At 34.7% G+C, this 22,257-nt stretch carries 15 protein-coding genes and 1 riboswitch; of the genes, 2 read left to right on the top strand and 13 right to left on the bottom strand.

Annotated features, from left to right (window positions below; genetic code table 11):
- Window positions 1–6: 6 nt before the first annotated feature.
- Window positions 7–2,730 (bottom strand): class I SAM-dependent DNA methyltransferase, encoded by a 2,724-nt coding sequence (locus tag MMG00_RS04520; protein ID WP_242152012.1) that lies wholly within the window; start codon window positions 2,728–2,730, stop codon window positions 7–9.
- Window positions 2,731–2,916: 186 nt separating this feature from the next.
- Here MMG00_RS04520 and MMG00_RS04515 point away from each other — a divergent pair, with 186 nt between their 5' ends.
- Window positions 2,917–4,233, top strand: a complete 1,317-nt coding sequence (locus MMG00_RS04515) for a hypothetical protein (RefSeq protein ID WP_242152008.1) — start codon at window positions 2,917–2,919, stop codon at window positions 4,231–4,233.
- Here the strand turns inward: MMG00_RS04515 and MMG00_RS04510 are convergent.
- The 6 genes from MMG00_RS04510 to MMG00_RS04485 all read right to left on the bottom strand — a co-directional run bounded on the left by MMG00_RS04510 (window position 4,230) and on the right by MMG00_RS04485 (window position 11,421).
- Window positions 4,230–4,751 (bottom strand): hypothetical protein, encoded by a 522-nt coding sequence (locus tag MMG00_RS04510; protein ID WP_242152006.1) that lies wholly within the window; start codon window positions 4,749–4,751, stop codon window positions 4,230–4,232. The two genes, MMG00_RS04515 and MMG00_RS04510, sit on opposite strands and share 4 nt — an antisense overlap.
- Before the next feature lie 4 nt (window positions 4,752–4,755).
- A complete protein-coding gene (locus tag MMG00_RS04505) occupies window positions 4,756–7,200 on the bottom strand; it encodes a hypothetical protein (protein ID WP_242152003.1) in 2,445 nt (814 codons plus the stop codon).
- A complete protein-coding gene (locus MMG00_RS04500) occupies window positions 7,173–8,693 on the bottom strand; it encodes a site-specific integrase (RefSeq protein ID WP_242152000.1) in 1,521 nt (506 codons plus the stop codon). Before MMG00_RS04500 ends, MMG00_RS04505 begins: the two co-directional genes overlap by 28 nt.
- Window positions 8,694–8,778: 85 nt before the next feature.
- Window positions 8,779–9,921: a site-specific integrase gene (locus MMG00_RS04495; protein ID WP_242151997.1), complete on the bottom strand. Its 1,143-nt coding sequence runs from the start codon at window positions 9,919–9,921 to the stop codon at window positions 8,779–8,781.
- 210 nt (window positions 9,922–10,131) lie between these two features.
- Complete coding sequence (locus MMG00_RS04490) at window positions 10,132–10,509, bottom strand: nuclear transport factor 2 family protein (RefSeq protein ID WP_242151994.1); 378 nt, start codon at window positions 10,507–10,509, stop codon at window positions 10,132–10,134.
- A gap of 201 nt (window positions 10,510–10,710) precedes the next feature.
- Window positions 10,711–11,421: a GntR family transcriptional regulator gene (locus tag MMG00_RS04485; protein ID WP_242151991.1), complete on the bottom strand. Its 711-nt coding sequence runs from the start codon at window positions 11,419–11,421 to the stop codon at window positions 10,711–10,713.
- Window positions 11,422–11,450: 29 nt separating this feature from the next.
- Here MMG00_RS04485 and lhgO point away from each other — a divergent pair, with 29 nt between their 5' ends.
- Window positions 11,451–12,671, top strand: coding sequence for an L-2-hydroxyglutarate oxidase (gene lhgO, locus MMG00_RS04480; protein ID WP_242151990.1), 1,221 nt, complete (start codon window positions 11,451–11,453; stop codon window positions 12,669–12,671).
- A gap of 301 nt (window positions 12,672–12,972) precedes the next feature.
- Here lhgO and MMG00_RS04475 read toward each other — a convergent pair whose 3' ends face one another.
- The 6 genes from MMG00_RS04475 to MMG00_RS04450 all read right to left on the bottom strand — a co-directional run bounded on the left by MMG00_RS04475 (window position 12,973) and on the right by MMG00_RS04450 (window position 22,215).
- Window positions 12,973–13,923: a magnesium transporter CorA family protein gene (locus tag MMG00_RS04475; protein ID WP_242151987.1), complete on the bottom strand. Its 951-nt coding sequence runs from the start codon at window positions 13,921–13,923 to the stop codon at window positions 12,973–12,975.
- A 50-nt stretch (window positions 13,924–13,973) separates the two neighbouring features.
- A complete protein-coding gene (locus MMG00_RS04470) occupies window positions 13,974–14,924 on the bottom strand; it encodes a magnesium transporter CorA family protein (RefSeq protein WP_242151984.1) in 951 nt (316 codons plus the stop codon).
- A gap of 27 nt (window positions 14,925–14,951) precedes the next feature.
- The gene (locus MMG00_RS04465) at window positions 14,952–15,884 is read right to left on the bottom strand and encodes a magnesium transporter CorA family protein (RefSeq protein WP_242151981.1); all 933 of its coding nucleotides are present in this window, start codon (window positions 15,882–15,884) and stop codon (window positions 14,952–14,954) included.
- Between the two features lie 176 nt (window positions 15,885–16,060).
- Window positions 16,061–16,236: riboswitch (M-box (ykoK) riboswitch) on the bottom strand.
- 266 nt (window positions 16,237–16,502) lie between these two features.
- Window positions 16,503–18,335, bottom strand: a complete 1,833-nt coding sequence (locus MMG00_RS04460) for an ABC transporter ATP-binding protein (protein WP_242151978.1) — start codon at window positions 18,333–18,335, stop codon at window positions 16,503–16,505.
- A gap of 432 nt (window positions 18,336–18,767) precedes the next feature.
- Window positions 18,768–19,865: a tRNA 2-thiouridine(34) synthase MnmA gene (gene mnmA, locus MMG00_RS04455; protein ID WP_242151974.1), complete on the bottom strand. Its 1,098-nt coding sequence runs from the start codon at window positions 19,863–19,865 to the stop codon at window positions 18,768–18,770.
- A 205-nt stretch (window positions 19,866–20,070) separates the two neighbouring features.
- Window positions 20,071–22,215 carry a carboxy terminal-processing peptidase gene (locus tag MMG00_RS04450; RefSeq protein ID WP_242151972.1) on the bottom strand — a complete coding sequence of 715 codons (2,145 nt, stop codon included), beginning with the start codon at window positions 22,213–22,215 and terminating at the stop codon, window positions 20,071–20,073.
- Window positions 22,216–22,257 lie beyond the last annotated feature (42 nt).

Raw genomic sequence — 22,257 nt, 5'->3', positions numbered from 1 at the left:
TATCCTCTATTTCTTTTTACCTTGGGCTTTCTCTTCATTAATCAACTTTTCATAGAGCTTAAATAGATAGTCAACACGTTCTGTACTATCTCTAAAAGGGGCATCCCGATAGAGCTTCTCAACAGCTCGATCTAATGTTTCATGCGCTTCTAATAGATCTATAGGCATTGTATCGGGATCATATAGATCTGCTAGTGTTTTATTAGGATACTGAGCACGTGTGCGTAGAATATCTTTCCCTAGTTTCTCTATATTATTGCGTCGTTGTAAACCGATGTTTTGAGGCCATGGAAAGGTATTGTAAACCAATGTAGACGAGTATCTGTAATCACTCTTTAATCTTCCTGCTACTACCCTCATCCAGTCATTATGCAAAAGGGATGTCAAAATACCAAAATGGTATAAATCAGCGTTCGGAATCCAAAAACTCAAATTTGTGATAATTGTCTCTTTCCCAAGTATGTCAATAGGGACATACACTCTTCTTTCTGTTGAAACACTTGGAATAATAATAAAAGTATCTGGATTATTAGTTTCTCTAAATTGATGAGGTCTGGCAGCAAGCTTTACAGTATCTGGATTACTCTGTCGTATTTTTTTTACAGCATCTACTCTCTTTTGAATCTGAGGGTACTGTTTAATATCCTCTAATGATAAATCTGCTAACCATAAACACCAACGACTAATTCCCTGAAGAAACTCTTGAGAACCCACGACCTTTTTAATAAAGTTTATAGCTTCAGGTTCTAATCTTAGCAATTCTTGCTTTTCATCATCTGTTAATAAATAGTTTCCGCCATCGATGGGCATATTGCCTTTTATCATTTTAGGAATATCAGATATTGGCAAAGTCCTTCTTTCTCGAATGGCTATATTTACTCCTTCAATTAAATAAGGGCTAATATTACTAACATTTAGTTGATGCCAGTTATTATTAATTTCTTTGTAAATGGATTTGTTTTTATTAAGTGCTTTTTTTGATAATCCTACAATTACTACATAAACAGAAGCTTTATCTCTAGCATTGTTTTTCCATAAAAAGGCTTGATAAGCGAAATCTATTTCTAAACCTAAATTAAAAATTGATTCCCATAGAGGGGCTACTTGAACACCCTGACAAATAGAATTGGTTGCTACTAATGCCATCTTAGAATCGGTATTGTTTACATATTGTGCGCCTTTCCAAAACCATGATGTTACATAGTCCAATGCTTTAAAGGTATTAAAGCTTTTAAAAACAATTTCCATATCTTTAGATTGTTCTTTTGAACGACTATTGACTCCAACAAATGGAGGATTACCGACAACATAAACTTCTTCCCCTTTGTTTGCAGGACAAAACTCTACCCAATCGGTTCTAAGGCTGTTTCCTTGGATAATATTACCGCTTTCATGAAGAGGCAGAGTAGGGACATGACTGTGTAGTAATCGATTGAATTCTCGATTCATTTGGTGTTCTGCTAGCCATAAAGAGAGTAGAGCAATTTCATGGGCAAAGTCATCTATCTCAATACCATAGAATTGGCTTAAACGGATATTTGACATCATCATCTCAGGCTTATCATTTAAAGCTTCTAAGGCTTGGAATATCCGAATTTCAAGTAGGCGTAGCTCTTTAAAAGCAATGATCAAAAAGTTACCTGATCCGCAAGCAGGGTCAAAAATGCGAATATTGCTTAAACGCAATAGGAGCTCTTTTAATTTCTTTTCACTATGACGGCTTCGAATCAACTCTTCTTCAAGTGGATCTAAGAAAAGTGGACGTAGTAGCTTCATAATATTAGGGACAGAAGTATAATGTTGGCCCAGACTACGTCTTTGATTTTCGTGAATCACCGCCTGAAACATTGAACCAAAAATATCAGGATTAATTTCGGACCAGTTTAAAGAACTACACTCAAGAAGCATACGGCGTGTTCGTGCATCGAACTCAGGAACAGTATCTTCTTGTGCAAAAAGACGGCCATTAACATATGGGAACTGCGTAAAATGAGATGCTGAGTTTTGGCGTAATTCTGAGGAAGGCTCACTGTTTAAAACCAGAAATAATGATTTTAAAAATCCTTTTAAGTCAGAACCATCTGTTTTAGTATGTTTAGCCAAAGTATCGCTAAACTGATTTTTATTAAAAATAGCGGTATCTTCAGCGAAAAAACAGAAGAGTAAACGAGTTAAAAAGACATTGAGCGCATGGATTTCAGCATCAGTATTGAATTCATTCTTATAACGGATTAAATCGAATAAACGACTTAGCTTCTCCGCAGCCTTTACATCCGCAGGATTATCACTGTAATCAGCACCTTTTTCATATCCAGCTAGGGGTAAAAAGAAGCCATATTCTTTATGCAAATCTGTGAAAGGACAATCTATCATTTCTTCATTTTCAACATCGTAAGCCAAGATATCTTCATAATCAGTCACGATAATAAAGGTAATGCCTTTCGATTGGATAGTAGCACTGTCTCTTAAGAAATCCATTGTTTCCAATAGCTTTTCACCATCAATAATGGGCTTAAAGTAAATCCCTTTTTGGTTGGCAACCTCACCTTTTTCCGGCTCTGCGGCAACATTGATATTATCTATTTCCCCAGCAACCGTTTTTTTAAGTCGAGTAATCGTAGATTTAGGGAAGTCATAGAGGCTTAAGAAATCAAAGATGAAATTATCTTGATCTTTGTTTTGTGTGAGTTTTTCAAGCTTACTAAATAATTCTGTTTGGTTAATTGCCATATTCTGATCCATGGTAATGACTAGTTAATTTTATTATCGAATAGTTTACCACTAATAGAAATAAATACGGGTTAGGATGAATCGAGTTTGCCCACTATGAAAATGGATAAATTTATAGTACAACTAAAATATTGCTTTAAACGGTAGAATTAAAACAGATTAACCTAAAATAAGAGACATAATATAATGATAAAAGTAGAAATATTTTCAGAGGATCTGGCTGATATTAAATTAGTAAATGAATACTGGGGGCAGGATGAAGATGGTAAATTCATAGTCAAGACCAGTAATTTACTGCCATTTAAAGATATAAAAACTCTTCCAAAGCTTTTAGATTATATTCTAAGTATTTCAAAGGCATGGAACGATAAATATTCTTGTCCTTCATGTGGAGAACCTTTTCTATGTACTTCCCGAACAGACAGTCAATCTTCCTTTAAACATCATAGAGATTGTAAAGAATGTGAAATAAGAAAAAAAGATGCTTTATTGCAGCGCAAACAGAAAGAGCAACTATTATTGCAACAAAGAATCGCTACACGAATTGAGCATAATGCTAAGATCCGCTATGATTATTCCAAAATTCCTGTACATATTAAGCTGCTTCTGATTGGATTGAGTAAGGCTCTTACTTCTAGTTCTATTTCTAATGGATTTAAAGTCGATGAATGTACAGAACTAGCACCTACTGGTAAAGAAATTTTTGCGATTATCAAAAAACTCATCGCTGAGGGTGTGATTATCGATTCTCCATCTAAAGCTAATAGCAATGCATATGTATTGAACGATGATAAATCTTTATCTTACTACTATTATTACGTTACCTATGTTTTTGTACCAGATAAAGCAGGTACTCCTATATCTGATACCATTAGACTTTTAAGGCAGAGAAGAATAACCCCATGTGATAAAATATATCAAGTATGGTTAGATATCGCTACGAGTGATTGTATGGCTTATTTTGAAATGCAAAATAGTCATCATGGACTTGAAATTCATGAAGATGATTATCAAAAAATAAATAACCTTATTCGTACATCTCTAGAAAAATATAGTATGTCAGAAGTATGGTCCATTATTTGGAGAATAGTGAGAGATGCTGCTGCTTTATCAACTCGTTCCTACTATAACAAGGACAAGGCATCAAAAACGTTATTAGGAAAGCTTCAACGGCTCTTAGATTTAATTCTTAAAAATGAGGCATCCACTATGCCTTGGAATCGTAGTCAAGGTTCATCAGTAAGTATTTTAAGTCAGTTCTTTTATGAATTATTTGAAATTGATGAATATACACCAGCTGAACAGGTGAAATTGATTTTTTCAAAGAAGGATCAAATAGAAGATTTTTCAGAGACACACTCTAAGTCCATGTATATATTGCAGCAAGCTGTTGAATATAATATTGAAAAAGATGTGCTGAATAGTTTTGCTGATCTAATCAGGAAGGGGGAAACTATAGATGCAACTCTTGATTTTATTATGCACAACTATTCATTAGGTTAAGACTTTTTTATAGTAACTACTTCGAGATTTTTTTTATGTAATTTAGTCTCTGTTTGTATATCTAAGTCTGTTAGCAGGGTAGGGGCAAGAATATTTTCAATTTTTAGAGGTGTTCTGCTCTCAACCGCTATAACTATTTCAACTAAAGCAGCAATATTATTTTGTACAATTGCTTCGAGAGCTGTGACTTCATCACACTTCTCTTGGTAACGGCGTTTATAGCCCTCTAATGATCTATTAGAACTTAATTGTCTTTTAGCTTCTTCTGTTAAATTTGCTTCATATAATTGTTTATCTTTATATTCAGCTATAAGATTTTTTCTATATGGAGTACTTAAAGTGCTTAATCCCCCATTAATAATTTGTTTCTCAAGTAATCTTAAATGCACAACTTTCGCTGAGATAGGGGAGAGATCATATCCTTCCTGTAGCATTTCTTGAAGCTCTTTTTCTACGAGAATATCGAGATCTTTCCCGGCTAATCTTTTTATACTAGTGCTCATCCAATTTTCACTCAATTAATTAAGAGTCTTGATTATCTATTGCATTTCGAAATAAATCAACGAGCATAGTGGGACGTTGATTGGCTGAGTAGTTATTACCATTATCAAAAACATATAGTTTTAGATTATTTTGGGCAGCTAATTCTGCTTTATTCAATACTTTCTCCATATTGATCAAATCAGACTGTTGTTCTATCAATGCTCTACTATATTGTGGATCTTTTTCCTGTAAGTTTTCTAATTTAATAATGTTATTACGCATGTTGTTAATAGTTGTTTTGATATTGGATAACTCTCCAATACGACCAGTTACAGTTAGATTTGAGCAGCCATCTCCACTGATACATTTCATTCTTTTATGACAGCCATGAAGCGCTATATTTCTCGTACAAGCCCCATTAGGAACTATATGCAAAGAACCTCCATGTGTATTGATAAATTCCTTTGCAGACTGAGGACCGCTTGAGTTTTCAATTTCATTATAAGTATTCTGCAGTTCGTTCAAAAGTAAATTATTTTCACAGAGAGATAAAGTTAGCTCTTTGGTTTGAATAGATGAGTCTAAAGAATGAAATGCTCTTTGGACATTCTTTTCTAAATTTAATTGTTCAGAAAACAACATCGGCTCAGTGCTTAAGTGATCTAATGGGTTTGTAATTAATGCCTCAATTTCCCCTTCTTTTGGAGTATCTGATTCTTTTTGTTTATTGATCTGAAAACGACTTTGAAGCTGATAGTGATGCTCTTCAGGTAAATGCTGATAAGCTTTATTCTGCCTAATATCTTTTCTTCCCATCATAATAGCTTGTTGATGCTCGCTAATATTTTCAAGAGCAAGAAAAGTATTGATATTGTGTCTCATAAAATGAGTATTAATATTAATTCTATTTCCATCAGCTTCATAGAGTTTATGAACATCGAAGATGTTTTGATTATTGTTTTTCCCATTTGATGAGAGAAATTTTGAAATTGACTGGTAACTTATTGGTTCCACTACAGGAAGCAATCTAATAGCATTATTAACATTAGTAGATCCAAGGGGAGCTACCAATAACAGTTCATCTAATCTAACTTTACTCTCAGCATTTCTAATTTTAAAGTTGAAGTGTAGAAACTGTTTAGGGTTATTGAAATGCTTTTTTAGAGCATTTTCCCAATCTTCAACTTTATATATAGGAATTGAGGTTGAATGCCTTAGTGTAGGATCATTAATAAATCTATTCTCTTCTATTGAAAACCTTACTTTCACATCAATCATTCTAATAGGGGAAATATTGTTTAATGAACACCAGTGCTCAACACTTTCCTTTAAAAGAATAAGTAGATTCTTTTTCCTACCTTTCTTGGGTTCGAACCATTTGAAAAAACGATTGGTTTCGAATAATTTTTCTAGCACATCAAACAAAGAAACTTCATCTCTAAATATATCTTTATTAAGAATTCGAGCTCCTTCATTTTCTACGAGAAACTTAGCTTGTAAATGATAGTCATAAGTCAGTTCCAAAATATCTTGAATAGCTCGTTTAACTATCGAAACAGCATTGGGTTCTATCCAATGAATATAGGCATCAGAATTTTTTTCTGAGAAATATCTAAGACCATACATTTTTAAGGATTTATTATTTAAATCTTTAATAGAATCAAGGTGCGACTCTGATTCTATTTCTCTTTCTACCCAGCAATCTCTTGGTAAATATAGAATTTCATTTATTCTCATGCCTGTAGCAAAAAGAATGTCTACTATACGGCACCCTAATAGTTCACATTTATTTCTAGTGTTATTAGTAATCCATGCATAGGCTCTAAAAGCATCAAAAGAAATAAGTTTGTCATCACCTTCATATGCTAAGTCATCTACAACATTTGTTTTTAAGAGAATTTTTTGCTTGTTAATTTTGTTATACGTGTTGTTAAGTTTATGTTTATTAGTATGGAGCAGGGGGGATAAGGTAAGATTTAAATTATTTAAGATTCCCTGAATTACACATAAGTTTGCCACAGCATCAAATATATTTTTATATCCTGACTTTACAAGACGAGTATCTGTTTCTTGTATTATTTCTGTTGTGATATAACAAGGGTCTGTTTGCCCTGTTATTTCATATAAAATAATATAAATACGTTTTAGATTAAGTAGTAAAGCATTCAATGCTTGTGGGGAGACATTGTTTAATCTAAATCTATATATAATCATCGACTTCATGAAGTTTTGATAATTTGAATCTATAGTTGAAATGTTAGTTTTGAATCCTGTCAATCTCTTTAAAGACTCAAAATTAAAACTAATAGACTTGTTTCTGATAGCTAACCAGCCTGATCCTTTACCAGCCCAAATAGGACTATTCCAATCTTCTCCAGATGTTTTTAGTAAATGTTCATTATAGTAGGTCTTTTCATTTTGAATAAACGATTTGAGATTATTTCTCCTGGTTAGCATTATTTCCCTCTCCCTTGTTTCTGGCATCTAGTAATGACGCTATCTACTTCAAAAATTGTTTGTTCATACTCATTTATAATAGGATTTCGGCTAGCTTGACCTGTATTATCAGATAAATCCATTAGTAATTTCACTTCCTCTTTTAATAGATTTTTAACATGATTATGATCAGCATCTCTAAAGGGATAAAAATTACTACAACCATAGCATGCTCTCACTGGGATAAAGTGACAGCTTTCAGCACCACATCCTCCTATGCCTGTAACTAGACTTAATGCAATGCTCCCCGATACCTTTTCTGTAGTCCACTTATCCTCGGTCGTTATATCTCCTGTCATTATTAGCCCCATCATATCTAAATAAGCATTGTTTTCTCCTAGGGCTTTTTGTTTCAAAATAGCAATCTCAGGGGTGGCAGAGATATAATGTCTAGCGACAACTGTTGAATTATGTCCAAGCATATAGGCAATTTCATCAGCAGATGCTCCACTCATAGCCAAGCTATGACCTACATTATGTCGAAAATCATATGCTGAAATTATAGGTAAATGATCATCAGAATTCTGTGAGTTACATTTTTTCTGAATTAATTTTAGAGCAGAATTAAGATAATAATGAGAGTCTGTTTGAATCATTGGTGTTAATGGAGAGATTTGTAAAAGCTGATCTGTTTCAAAAGGTATTAATAGTCTTCTATTTACTAATTCTTCCAGTATTTTCCCAGCCTCACTACTTAAAGATACAACCTGTTTTTTTTTACGTTTACTTGAGATTTTTTGACTAGAAACATCCAATTCAAAAAACATATTATGCTTTTTAAAATCTTGCATTTTTAAATTAAATAGTTGAAAAGGTCTGAGACCAGATTCATAACATACTACTAGTGTAGATAGATATATAATCTCCTCGTAAGATAGCTTACTTAAATCCTGGACCAAATTTAAAATTGCATTACGTATAAATCGTTTTAAATCAGGTTTGATTTTTATATCAAACTGGTAGTAATACTCCCAGTCTTTTAATTTAGGCTTAGGAATAGATTCTAATTCAAAGAGAGCCTCTAAAGGGAATTCAGGAAACTCAGATTCTATTAGAAAAGAAATAACCCTTTTTAATGGGTAATAAATTTTCGTGTTTTCTAAAACAGTTTCTGACTGAAGATAGCAAAGAGTGCTACTAAAAGATATTTGGGTTGAATCTGATAGCAGGAATTTAGTGAGCGCTAAATAGCAAGCATATCCATAGCTAATACTATGTACTTTTAAAATTGATGAAGTAACCCATTTCAAAAACTTGTTCTTATAAGTATCTTTCAGGTCAAACTTAAATAAGTAACTTCGGCCTGAATATTTTATCCGCCATACATCTACATTTGTTTCAACGTATTCACTATCAAAATCTCGACTTATTAACTTAAGGTTAGTGGGTATGGCACTGAGTATTAAAAAATCTCTTTGATCTTGAGTAAGATCTAGTGCGATAGCACTATTTAAAAAAAAGTCGCCTTGTAACTTTGGCATAGATTACAATCCTTTAAGAATTCGCTTTTGATTGGCTTTATTTGCTTTTCTAGAAATATATTCATTAGCGTAATATGTAGGGATTTCACTCATCATATTCCACCCCCCCCATAGATCTTAAGTTATCTTTAGCTACCTCTAAATCTTGCCTTTCAGTTTCTACAAGATATTCTAAGTAATGAGTAGCCCATACATGACGAAAAGTATGAGCAGTTAACTTAAAAGTTTTCATATCTAACAACTCTGGATAAAATTCTTTAGTTACATTTGATAATTTAGATACTATTTTTTTTACTTGTTCATAACTTAAAGCATGACGTTTTGATCCTGAACTAATAAATAGAAATGAATGGTGAGTAGGGCTCTGCAATCTGACTACATTAAGATAAACACTTAATAATTCATAATGAAAAGGAGATAAAAATATATTTCTATGTGAATCTGTTGTTTTAATTAAAGGCTTGCTAAATCTACTGTCTTCTTCATTTGACTCAGTTACTATCAAAGAATAGCCATTACCTGATAAATTAGGTTTTATACTATGAATAGTCAAAGATAAGAGTTCTCCTATCCTTAAACCATAATTCGCTAATAAACTGATTATAATATAATTTCTTAATTGGATATGGGGTGTCTTCCAGGGATTCATGGGATTAACAGTAAGTTTACTTGATGGTTTGACAATATTTAAAATCTTATCTAAAAGATCTTTATCTATTTGAATTAATGGAACATTCCAGCTTTTATTTAACGATAAGGCATTAGTTTCATTATATTGAAACAAAGTATTTAAACGGTTGTGTATACGTAAAAATTGAACATTATGATTAACTTCTTTATTGCATGACTCATATTTAGCACTAGTATAGCGTAATGCTAAATATTCAAAAAAACCTTTTAAGCATGATAAATACATGGACGTGGATTTTACTGATTTCTTACATGATTTGGACAGAAATAATAAAAAACCATCAAATTCTGGATAGATGATTTCAAGATCATACTTACTATTGAAAAAAGAGGTATCAAAGCATTCATGTTTTTTAAAAGCCCAATAATTGTACCAATTAAGTATAGCTAATATTGTAACTTTTTGAGTACTAACCGATTTATTGCGAAGCCTAAATACTTTATACAATAGAGGAAACATAAGAGGTAATTGCGTATCTTTTCTTATTAAATAATGACCAGTTTCATTTTGAACTTTAATTTTTTTATTGATATACATTTTGACTACAAAACCTAAAAATAAGAATTATCAGTCTAACAGGTTACATCATAAATTTAGTTATTTTAGTAGATTCGTGAAGTAGAATTGTAGGTACCGTTAATTTAACATAATATATAGAATCAGACGTTTTACATATATCAGAAAAATAGAAATATACTAGCCACAATACTTAATGCTTGTTATGTTGCCTCTTAATCTATGAGTTTCCTAATCTATTGCTACCGGCGTACCTTGATGAAATCGTAACTGCCAATCTGTAGAGCGTGTTTCTACCCAAACAGATGATCGGTTCGTAAGTTTAATTCGCTCTTGATTTTTTAATTGATAACTCTGATATGTCACCAATATTACGCCTGGTTTCAGTAGAACCGAGACATAATTTTCAGAATGAATCATGGAAACAGAATTTGGTTCAACGCCTAATAGATCCTGTAAAGTTTGCGCTTTATTAGTTGTAAACCCCGAACGACCAAACTCCAAGAAATCATCATGGAGTGTTGCTGTTAAAAACAGTCTATTTTGACGATGCTCAGGGTGATGTAATTTCTTTTCCAAATGGATAATTTGACGAAATAACTCTTGCATAACTAACCTCTGATTATTTTTTGGTAACTGATTTAACGACTATTAAGAGCCTATTTAAGCTACATTTAGTTAAAGTCTGCTCCTTGTCTACACAAATTTAGGATTATTACTCTCTGTATGTTGCATGCAACTCTAACTTATGCTAAAAATAGCTATTATCAGAAGAATTTTAATCAACAAACAACAAGGAGCGAATTTTAACTATTTATGAATCCATGAAAACTGTTCAAGAAGATCTGAATCATTCCAGTTTTCTCGGCTTCCCGATTCTTGGGTTACTAAGAGACGAGCGGTATTAATGATATGTCGTTCCATCTCCTTCCCTGCAGTTTCTGGATCCCCCTTTAAGATTGCTTCATGAAGTCCTTTGTGATCTTCAAAAGCTTCCATACAGGTTCGAGAATGTGGAATAGTACTAGGTCCTGTCAAGAGAACCGTGTTACGAGTGTTATCGATAATTGCTAAAGCTCTTTCAACAGCTGCAATTTTAAGAAGCTCAGAATGGTAATCCTTATCAGCATTAAGCGTTTCTTTTGCATCATCTGACTCAGCTGCTTTAAGGAGCTTGTTATAAGCTTTCTCTAAGGTCTTAATATCTTCCTCTGTACGAATCATGGCAACTTTACGAACAAGCGGCACCTCTAGCATTAAACGGATTTGAAAAGATTCTAACAAATCTTTTAAAGACGTTGGAAGAATACGGATTCCTCGGTTTCTTTCAATACGAACAAGACCAATATTTGCAAGTTGTTGCGCAGCTTCCCGAATTGGAGTGCGAGATGCGCCTACCCATTCACCAATTTCAGTTGCCGAATAGAGTTTTCCTGGTTCTAACACATTGTTAAGAATCGCTTCGCGTAAGAGTTCAAACGCTTGATCAGAGAGACTTTCGATTTTTTTTAGTTTTTTCATATTCAAGTATCTTTAATAAGGAGATAAATGTGTCAACCGTCAACTATGCAGTTATCGGAGGAGGTATTAACGGATTATCCGTTGCAAGACAACTTCTCATTGATTATCCAGGTGCTAATGTAACGCTTTTTGAAAAAGAGTCAGAAGTCGCACAACATCAAACAAGTCATAACTCTGGCGTTGTCCATGCAGGATTATATTATGCAAAGGGTAGCTTAAAAGCAAGATTATGTCGACGTGGTGTTGAGCTTGTACGCAATTATTGTACAGATAACAATCTTCCTTATGATCAGTGCGGAAAAGTGGTTGTTGCATTGAATGAAGTTGAAGAAGCGCGTTTGAAAAAACTTTACCAAATCGCCCTTGATAATGAAGTACCTAACGTTAAAATGCTCTACGGTGAAGAGATTAAAACTGTAGAACCAAACTGTATCGGTGTTGCTGCCCTTCACTCTCCAGAAACAGCCATTGTTAGCTATGAAAAAATTGCAAAACGTATTGCTGAAGAGATTATTGAACGTGGTGGTAAAATTGAGCTTAATAGCCCAGTACAATCTATTAAAAACAATAGTGATGGTAAAATTACTATTACGCTTCAAAGTGGAAAAGTCTATCCAACACAATTTGATTATGCAGTGAGCTGTGCGGGTCTTCAATCTGATCGTTTAGCGAAGAATTCTGGTGATGTGGAAACGCCAAAAATTGTGCCATTCTTTGGTCAATACTTTGTGCTTGATGATCAATTTACACATGATGTTAAAGGATTGATATACCCAGTTCCAGATCCTAAATACCCATTCTTAGGGGTACATTTTACAAAACGTATTGATGGAAAAATGACAATTGGTCCTAATGCATTTCTCTCTAAAGCTCGTGAAAACTATGATGGAAAAGGCTTTAACTTTAAAGATATTAAAGAATTTATCTTCTATCCTGGCTTTTGGCGCTTTGCGTTTCGTAATATTCCTGCTGCAATGCGTGAATCTAAAACTGTATTTAGCCAAAAGAACTTCATTAATGAAGCGACAAAGTATGTACCATCGCTCTCTAATATGACTGTAAAACCTGCAACTCGAGGTATTCGTGCACAAGCAATGAATCCAGATGGTACGCTTGTAGATGATTTCGTGATTCGCCGCGATGGTAATATTACACATATTCGTAATGCTCCATCACCAGGAGCAACCTCATCACTTGCGATTGCTGAATATATCGTCCGTGAAGTTATGCAAGGTAAAGCTGACGTTTAATCACTCATAGATATTGATATTTTGACGTTTTAAAAATATTTCAATGCCGGTAGATTTTAATAAAATATTAAAGTTGCCGGTATTTTATATAGCATACGGTTTTAATATTCTATCACTCAAGAATAATCAATATTTATTACAAACAAAGATTAAAAAAGCCCTTGATACCGTAGTACCAAGGGCTTCATGAATGTCCGTTCATTCAACCTTCCTTTTGTCTTAATTAAGAGAATATAAGCGCATACTTTTTATCCTTTGATGAATATTTTTATGAAGTTTTTACATTAATCAAAGCTAATAATTAAAAGAATTTTTTCTTATAGAAGAATCCTGCCACAAGACCACTAAGCACAACCATTACCACAATTAAAATACTAAATGCAGCTGGCTCTTCTTGAAATGGTAATGGAACGTTCATTCCATAAATACTCGCTATTAATGTCGGAATTGATAGCACAATCGTTAAAGCAGTTAACAACTTAACAATATGACTCACGTTATTTTGAATAATATTGCCATAAGCATCCATGACGTTATTAGAGTTTAATTGATTAATTTGCGCCACAGAATATGCTTGCTCCATCTCAATGATAGTATCTTCAAATAGCTCAACACCGTTAGGCAGCATCTCTAGATATTGTTCATGATTGATTTTACGCATAAGGTATAACATCTGTTTTAAAGAGATTGTCATAAAAAGAAGACCTTCATTTAAGTAGAGTAATGTATAGAGCTCTGAGTTTCTATATGAGCGTGATAACTCTTCTTCTGCCTCTGCAATCTCAAATTCCATGGTATGCATTAAGCGAAGATATCTTTGCGCAACATGATGGAGCATATCTAAAACGTTTTGTACCTGCATATGCTTCCCTAACCCTTGGCAATTTTTAATAAAAGCATTGAGTAAAATCTCCGCTTCTACACTACAAATTGTCACAAAATGAGTATCTGTTAAGACAATGCCAAAAGGAATAGTACGATAACGAATGCCTTTGGAGTTTTCAGTAATCGTAGGATCCATATAAGGAATATGAATAATAATAGACGTAATACCATTTTCCTCTTCAATCATTGGTCGAGTATTGGCATCTAGTGATTCTTCGATAAAAAAGCGCGAGATATTAAGCTTATCCTCTAATCTTTTAATCTCTGCTTCATCAGGGTTAATAACACGAACCCAGTTGTCTGAAGTGATTGCTGTTTCATGATGGTAAGTATTCATCACTAAGTTTTTGTAGATTTGGATCATCATTGATCTCCTTTTATAAATTATTAATGCAAATTTTGGATCATGATGTGATCTTAAAATTTAATATATTTTTTGAAGTAGAAAACAAGTAATAAAATGATACTAATCCCCATCATTCCAGAACCAATAATCACCGTAGAAATTGGATTATGCTCCTCTGGTAAATCGACGTTCATCGAAAAGATCGAGCCAATCATCGTCGGAATAATCATCACTATTGCGATTGCTGTTAAAGTTTTTAGAACAGTGTTTAAGTTGTTATGAACAATCACTGCATAAGCATCCATTAAGTTACTTAAGCTCTCACGTCGCATCTCTGCAACATCGGCTGATTGCTCAATATCTGCTAAAATATCATTTAAAAGACGGCGATCTTCATCTTGAATTTTCAGCGTTTTACCTTGCATAATTTGACGATATAAAATCACTAATGCCGAGAGTGATGTTGAGAAAAACACCAAACTCTTATTAAGGTTAATTAAGCTAAAGAGCTCTTTGTTGTGATATGACTCATTAAGTTCTTGCTGCAATTTCGCAGCTTCATCATTGATAAAGCCAAGATGATCATCATAATGTTTGGCCACTGCTTTAAAGAGAAGTAGCGTAATTTTTGTTTTCATATGTGTTTGGAACTGTCCATACTCTCCATCAATCAAATCTTGAAGAATTGGATGTGGCTCTTTACTCACTAAGAAAATATTATTTTCCGTATGAATAATTCCTAAAGGAAGCGTTAAATAGGGAGCTTCATTTTTCATTTGGCTATTGGGGTTTTTAAGAGGAATATTCAATACAATGAGATAGCTATTTTCATCACGCTCTAAACGTGGACGTTCATCTTGATCTAAGGCATCTAGGAAGAATTTTTCTGGAATATCATAATCACGGGTGACTTGATTAATTTGCTCTGCCGTTGGCGCAATCATCATTACTAAGCTGTTTGGTCTGATTACAGCTTCTTCTACGAGCATTTTGTCTTGACCATTTTTGTAAATTTTTAACATGGGAATCTCTCCTGATCATTAAAATTTTTATATTAATTTTTTCTTTTTAAAGAAGCCTAAAACCACCACAATCAGGAATACACTTAATCCTGCAAGTGCTACTAATGCATAAGGTTCATCTTGTATCGGTAATGGAGTGTTCATCCCATAAATGCCCGCTACGGCCATCGGAATTGCCGAAATTGTCACAAAAATCGTTAAGTACTGGACTGATAAACTTAAATTATTCTCAATCAATGCCGAGTATGCATCCATTAAACTACTTAAGTTGCTGTTATAAACTCTTGCTAAACTCTCAGCTTGCGCAGTTTCTACGATCAGATCGCTAAGTGTAAGATCTTGTTCGTTATCTGCTTTTAAATAACTTTTCTCTTCTAAGGTTTTTAGTAACTGATGATTACGATTTAAAGCTCTTGAGAAATAGAGAAAACTTTTATTGTGATTAATCAACTGATAAACACTGCGATTGCTAAAAGAAGATTTTAATTTCTCTTCAAACTTATCAATCGTCTCACTCACTTCTTTCGTCGCATTTAGGAAACTTGTGGTTGTGATTGATAAGATGCGATACACAAAACTCGTAATGTCCTGCTCTGCCCATCTCACAAGATACTCATGTTCTAAACGCATGAGAAGCGGGCAATCCCCTTCACTAATCGTGACAACTTTATTGTCTTTTACCAAAATTGTAAGCATTGTGACTTGGTATGGTACTGCTGAGTTTGGCAGATTTCTTTTAGGAATCTCCAATTTCAGTAGTAATACATCGCCAATTTTTTTTAAAAGACTAGTTCTAGGCTGATTTAACGTATCTCTTGGCAGTGATAAAGCCGTAAGTACGGAACTAATTTTTGCTTGTGGCGGAGAAACAAGATTGATCCATATTGTTCTAGCCTTCATCTGCTCCACTGTAGGAGTGATGGTATTGAGTTGTACATGAGCATTATTTGTTGTGATCATGACTGAACTCCTTATGATTGAAATGTGTGTAATAAGAAGCTTTTTTAAAGCCATAACAAAAAAGCGCACCCTCAATGAAGAAGGTGCGCTTTTACAATGTCTGTATTAGCACAACATGACAATGCATAGCAGCTTTTTCAGCACGCCAATAATTAGGCGCTAAAAAGCTCCCTGCATTGATCCCTCCAATTCATTGAGCTTTAGCACTGTACGGCATAAGAAAATTTTATTTTTCTAGCTACGTTATAGACCACCTTAACTCGATAGTCTCTGTTCAAACCCGTTGGCGTCTTTGGACGTTTCTGGGCAGTAGCATGTCTCCGTACAGGAGCCTCACCTAACGAGGTACCTGCAATTTGTGAAGAGATAGTACGCTTGATTTCACAGCTTTGTCAAATTTATTTTGTAATAAAGCCTCAAAAACAGATCAAAATAGCGTTAAATAAGCAATTTAACAGCGATTTTATGAGTAATTGTTGAGCAAGTTATCACTATTTTATTTTTAAAAAATAAGACAATTAAAACATCCCTTTAAGGATTTTATATCCTTTAAAGGGATTTAAAAATACAAAAAATGTTGATTCAATATTATTAGATTAGGGTTTATCAAAACATCATTTAAATAGCATCTTGACCGACTTGTTTACGCCAGAAAGATGCGTAAATACCGTTATTCTTCACGAGCTCTTGATGACTTCCCATCTCGACAATCTTTCCATGATCCATCACAATTAAACGATCCATTTCTGAAATAGTCGAGAGTCTATGAGCAATGGCGATCACCGTTTTGCCTTCCATTAAAATGCCGAGATTTTCTTGAATAACTGCTTCTGATTCAGAGTCTAAGGCTGAGGTTGCTTCATCTAAAATTAAAATGGGTGCATCTTTTAGTAATACACGAGCAATCGCAATTCGTTGACGCTGACCACCAGAGAGTTTTACCCCGCTTTCCCCCACTAAAGCATCTAACCCACGTTTGCCGTTTTGGTCAACGAGCTCTCTGACAAATTCATCAGCTTTTGTCTTTTTTAAAGCTTCATAGAGCATCTCATCTGTTGCATCATGGTTACCGTATAAAAGATTATCACGAATAGACCTATGGAAAAGCGCCGGCTCTTGAGTCACAACACCGATATTTTCCCGCAAACTATCTTGCGTTACACCGGCAATGTTTTGCCCATCAATGGTAATTTCACCACCCTTTACATCATAAAGTCTTAGTAATATCTGGGTTAAAGTCGTTTTTCCAGCGCCAGAAGGCCCTACTAACCCAATTTTCTCACCTGCTTTAATATGTAAATTTAAAGTCTCATAGATCGGTTTTGCCGGATGATAATGGAAATCAACATCTTTAAAGATCACTTCACCTTCAATATTCTTGAGGGCTTTAGCATTTTTAGCATCAACAACTTCTCTCTCTTGCGCAATGACTTTAATCCCATCTTGTACGCTACCAATATCTTCAAAAATATGACTCACAACACGCATGACCCAGCTCGACATAGTATTAATTCGAATCACTAAACTCACCGTAAAGGCAATAGCTCCGGCCGTGATTAAAGAAGTGCCCCATAGATAGAGTGAAACGCCCACAGTGCTTGCAATTAGTAGGCTGTTGATCATCATCAAAGAGAAATCCATAGATGTGGAAAGCTTTGTTGAGTAGAGCGCTGCATCGGTTTGTTCACGCATGACTGCTTTTGCATCATTTTCATCTTTAGAACTATGAGAAAAAAGTTTTAAGGTTGTAATATTGCTATAGCTATCAACCACATGCCCCATTAGCTTAGAGCGTGCTTTTGCCGAGCGATGGGATCTTTTTCGAGTTCTAGGTAAAAAGTAGCTTAAAAGCAGTATATAAGCGAGTATCCACAATAAAATCGGTACCGTTAGCCAAATATTCACTTCAAAAAATAGTACCACTGTTGTTACTGCGTATATCACCACACGCCACATAGAATCTGTAGACATAATGACTGAGTTTCGAATCGCTTGGCCTGTATTCATGACTCTAGCAGCGATTCCGCCAGATAAACTACTATGAAAGAAATTAATACTCTGTTTTAAGACATAACGATGCTGCTGCCAACGTATCATGGAGGTAAAGTTTGTCGTTAGCGCTTGATTCATTATGAGATTATGGATTAATGATGCTATTGGCCGAAGTAAGACAATGACTACCATCATCCAGATAAATTCACCAGAATGCTCTGCCCATAGCTCTTTAGGGGAGCTTACTGATTCCACCATGTCGACAATTTTACCAATATAACTAAAGAGAGCAATCTCTAGAATAGAGACAAAAAAACCAATAACTAAAAGCCCTACAAAAACCCATTTTACTTGTTTAACATAGTGCCAATAAAAGGCGAAGAGTGTTGTTGGTGGAGCTTCATCAGGGTGATGCTTAAAAGGTTTTATGAAAGATTCAAACAGCTCAAGTAGTTTCATGCTCATTCTTTTATTATTTTCAAAGTGGTCTTAGTGTACTTTAATTGAGAGCTATTATCAATTGAGATACCTTAATAAGAGGCTGTTATGATTGATCTTTGTCCTAATAGATCAATGGTTATATGAATAATCGATAAATTGCGCCATGATTTTTGACAAAAAATAGTTTAAATCAGCCATTTTGGCTATTTAAGCGGTAATATATTAAAAAATAAGCCTCTTCCTTAAATACAAGCTTACTTCGTTAAAAACCACTTATACATCTTCCTCTTATCGTATTAACAATGCATCTTTTAGGAAAAGAATTCCTTTTCATTAAAAAAAGAAAAACACCCCAAAAGCTGCGTCTAGCTTTTGGGGTATCATTGATACTTTGATACGTTTTTTTAATTACTGTAAATACTCTTTAGCCTAAATCGTTAGCTCAAAGTTTTAAGCGATTTTAGATTCAATAAATGCGCCGCCTAAACAGATATCGCCATCATAAAAGACAATCGATTGGCCTGGTGTAATTGCTCTTTGCGGCGCATCAAAGGTAACTTCGATACGATTATTTTCTACCACAGTTACCTGACACTTCACATCTTTTTGACGATAGCGAATCTTGGCGGTTAATCGTGGATTCACTTCATCCCAATCAATAGGATTAATCTCATGAAGTTCACGAGCAATCAAGCCCCTACCGTAGAGTTCTTGTTGATCTCCTTGTACCACAATGAGTTTATTATTTTTAAGATCTTTATCCGCTACAAACCAAGGCTCACCATTGGAATCTTTACGCCCGCCAATACCTAAACCTTGACGCTGACCAATCGTGTAAAATGCTAGACCTTTATGCTCTGCAACCACTTCCCCATTGGGTAGAATCATCTCTCCTGGCTCTGTTGGTAAATATTGCATAATAAAATCTGTAAAATCACGCTCACCAATAAAACAGATGCCGGTAGAGTCTTTTTTATCAAAGGTAATGAGCTTATTATCTAACGCAATTTGGCGAACTTCAGACTTCTCATAATCCCCAATAGGAAAGAGCGTGTTGATCAGTTGCTGCTGATTTAAAAGATAGAGAAAGTAGCTCTGATCTTTATTATCATCAATTCCTTTTAAAAGATATGCTTTCCCATCTTCTCGTTTAACACGAGTATAGTGCCCTGTTGCTAAATAATCAGCGCCGAGCTCCTCGGCATATTCTAAAAATGCTTTAAACTTAATCTCTTTGTTACAAAGCACATCAGGATTAGGAGTTAAACCATCCTTTAAAGTATCTAAGAAATAATCAAATACACGTTCTTTATAGTTTTTGGCAAAGTTAACTTTATGAAGAGGAATCCCTAAGGTTTCGCAAACCGCCTCTGCATCTTTAAGATCATCTTCAGCAGTACAATAACCTTGGTCAAACTCCTCTTCCCAGTTTTTCATGAAAACTCCGTGGACATCAGCACCACGCTCTTTTAAAAGAAACGCCGCAACAGATGAGTCAACACCGCCACTCATGCCAACAATGACGCGTTTACCTTTAATATCTTCCATCTTTTATAATATCCCTTACGTTTAGCTACTTATATTCGTCATATTTTATACGTTTAAAAAATAAAAACCTCAAAATGATGAGGTTTTTATCTCTTTTAAATTCACGGTATTGATCGATCTTAATCTAAGATTTAAATAGTTTATCGCATCTAGATCTTACAAATTCTATGACCTCTATTTACTGATAGGGTTTCTCAGCAATTTCTTATTTCTTTTGATGTTGAAGATCCACCACATCTCTTAAAATAAGCAATCCCTCTTCAAGAATAAGATCAGTTTCTGTATCTTTTAACAATTTTGTATAGGTACCATCTTCATTACGAAACTCCTCTAAAGTTAAAGGCTCATAATCATACAGCACTCGCATACGATTTTGTAATTCAAGATTTTCAGCCTCTTCTGCTTTCAGTTTCTCCTTACGAGCTTGAAGATTAAGGCTTAGCTCATTGATCTTCCATAGATCTAAAGTTTTATTGGCTTGACGCTGATAAATTTGATGTTTCTCATCTGTTTTAAATCTCGCCGAGCTCTTCGCCTGAAGTTTATCCACGACAGAAGGCTTAATCACCACTGAAGGATCATAATCTGGCGCAGCTTCAATTGTATCCCAAGACATTACATACATCTCTTTTGCTTCACCGATCTCTGTAGGATCATAACTGCTTGGTAAAGTCACATCCGGAACAACCCCTTTCTCTTGTGTGGTTTCTCCATTTGCACGATAGAATTTTGCAATGGTAACTTTAGATTGCCCAGGTTTTGTGGATTTTGCGAGGATTCTACTCAAATCAATCATTGTTTGAACAGTTCCTTTGCCAAAACTGGTAGACCCTGCAATCACCGCACGACCTTGATCTTGCATGCTACCGGCAAAAATTTCACTTGCTGATGCACTTAAACGATCGACTAAAACAACCATTGGTCCTGAATAGATCAGATCTTCTACAGTGCTTCCTTGCGCATCTGTATTTCCATCAAAGCCGCGTGTTTGAACAACTGTTTTATTGCTACCAATAAAAAGTGCTGATAGGTCAATAACTTCTGTTAAAGATCCCCCACCATTACCACGAAGATCTATCACTAAACCATCAATATCTTCTTCATTGATAAGCGGTAGAAGGAGTTTTTTCACATCTCTTGTGGTGCTCTTAAAGTCTTCAACGCCCTGTTTACTGCCTTCAAAGTCACTATAGAAGGCCGGAAGTGTAATTACCCCTAATTTATACTCTTCTTTGCCATTTTCTGAAGGCATATTAAAGACTTCAGATTTAGCCTCTTGCTCTTCGAGTTTGACAGTATCACGAATGATTTTAACAATTTTCTCAGCGCCTTTGCCTTTGTTGCCAATCATCTGTAATCGAACAGTCGTTCCTTTTTCACCACGAACCATTTCGACAACTTTATCTAAACGCATTCCCACGATATCAACAAATTCGCCATCCTCGCCTTGGGCAACCCCAATAATCTCATCACCAATTTGCACTTGCCCTGTAAGGTCAGCAGGACCACCTGTCACAACCTCTACAATTTTTACAGAATCATCATCTTGCCTTAATACTGTACCAATGCCCTGAAGCGAGAGGCTCATGCTAATATTAAACTGCTCCATCTGTTTTGCAGAGTAATAACCTGAATGGGGGTCAAAGCTTAAAGAGATCACATTCATGACTAAACTAAATAACTCGCCTTCTTCCATATCATGGATACGCTTACTACGAGTGTTATAACGCTTTTGAAGCTTCTCTTTAGCTTCTGCTAATGAGAGCTTTTCATCCGTTACCATTAAATTGATTAATTCATTTTGTAAACGATCTTTCCAAAGTGATCTCAATGCAGCCTGATCTTTAGCATAAGCTTCATCTTTACGTTGAATAATGATTTTTTTATCAACATCAAAATCATAATCCTCTGCTAAAAGCTCTTTTACCAACGCATATTGCTCATCCATACGTTGTAATAACAAACGATACATATCATAGGGAACATCAAGCTGAGAGCGTTTTACAAAATCATCAAATTGATAACGATATTGTTCAAAGCCATCAATATCAGATTGCGTAAAGAAAACTTTCTGTGGATCTAAAGCTTTTAAGTAAAGGGTATAGATTCGCTCTGACAATACATTATCAATCGGTAATCGATCGTAATGATATTGCGCTAAAATCGCAGAATGCGCAGAGTTAATCAATTGCTCATTATAGCTAGGCGCTGCGATTACTGCTCGCTTTTCAATATCATTATTCGGCTTTGCTGCAATTGACAGCCCACCCCATAAAAGCGAGGTCGCAATTAAAGCGCTACTGACGATTTTCGCAAACTGACTTTTTACAAATTTTTTCTCATTTAACATTGCGTTTTCTATATCCATTTTTTATTTGATTAGTACGCTATT

Origin of the sequence: Ignatzschineria rhizosphaerae, from assembly GCF_022655595.1 — a bacterium.
Lineage (GTDB): Bacteria > Pseudomonadota > Gammaproteobacteria > Cardiobacteriales > Wohlfahrtiimonadaceae > Ignatzschineria > Ignatzschineria rhizosphaerae.
This window is presented reverse-complemented; position numbering and strand designations above follow the sequence as displayed.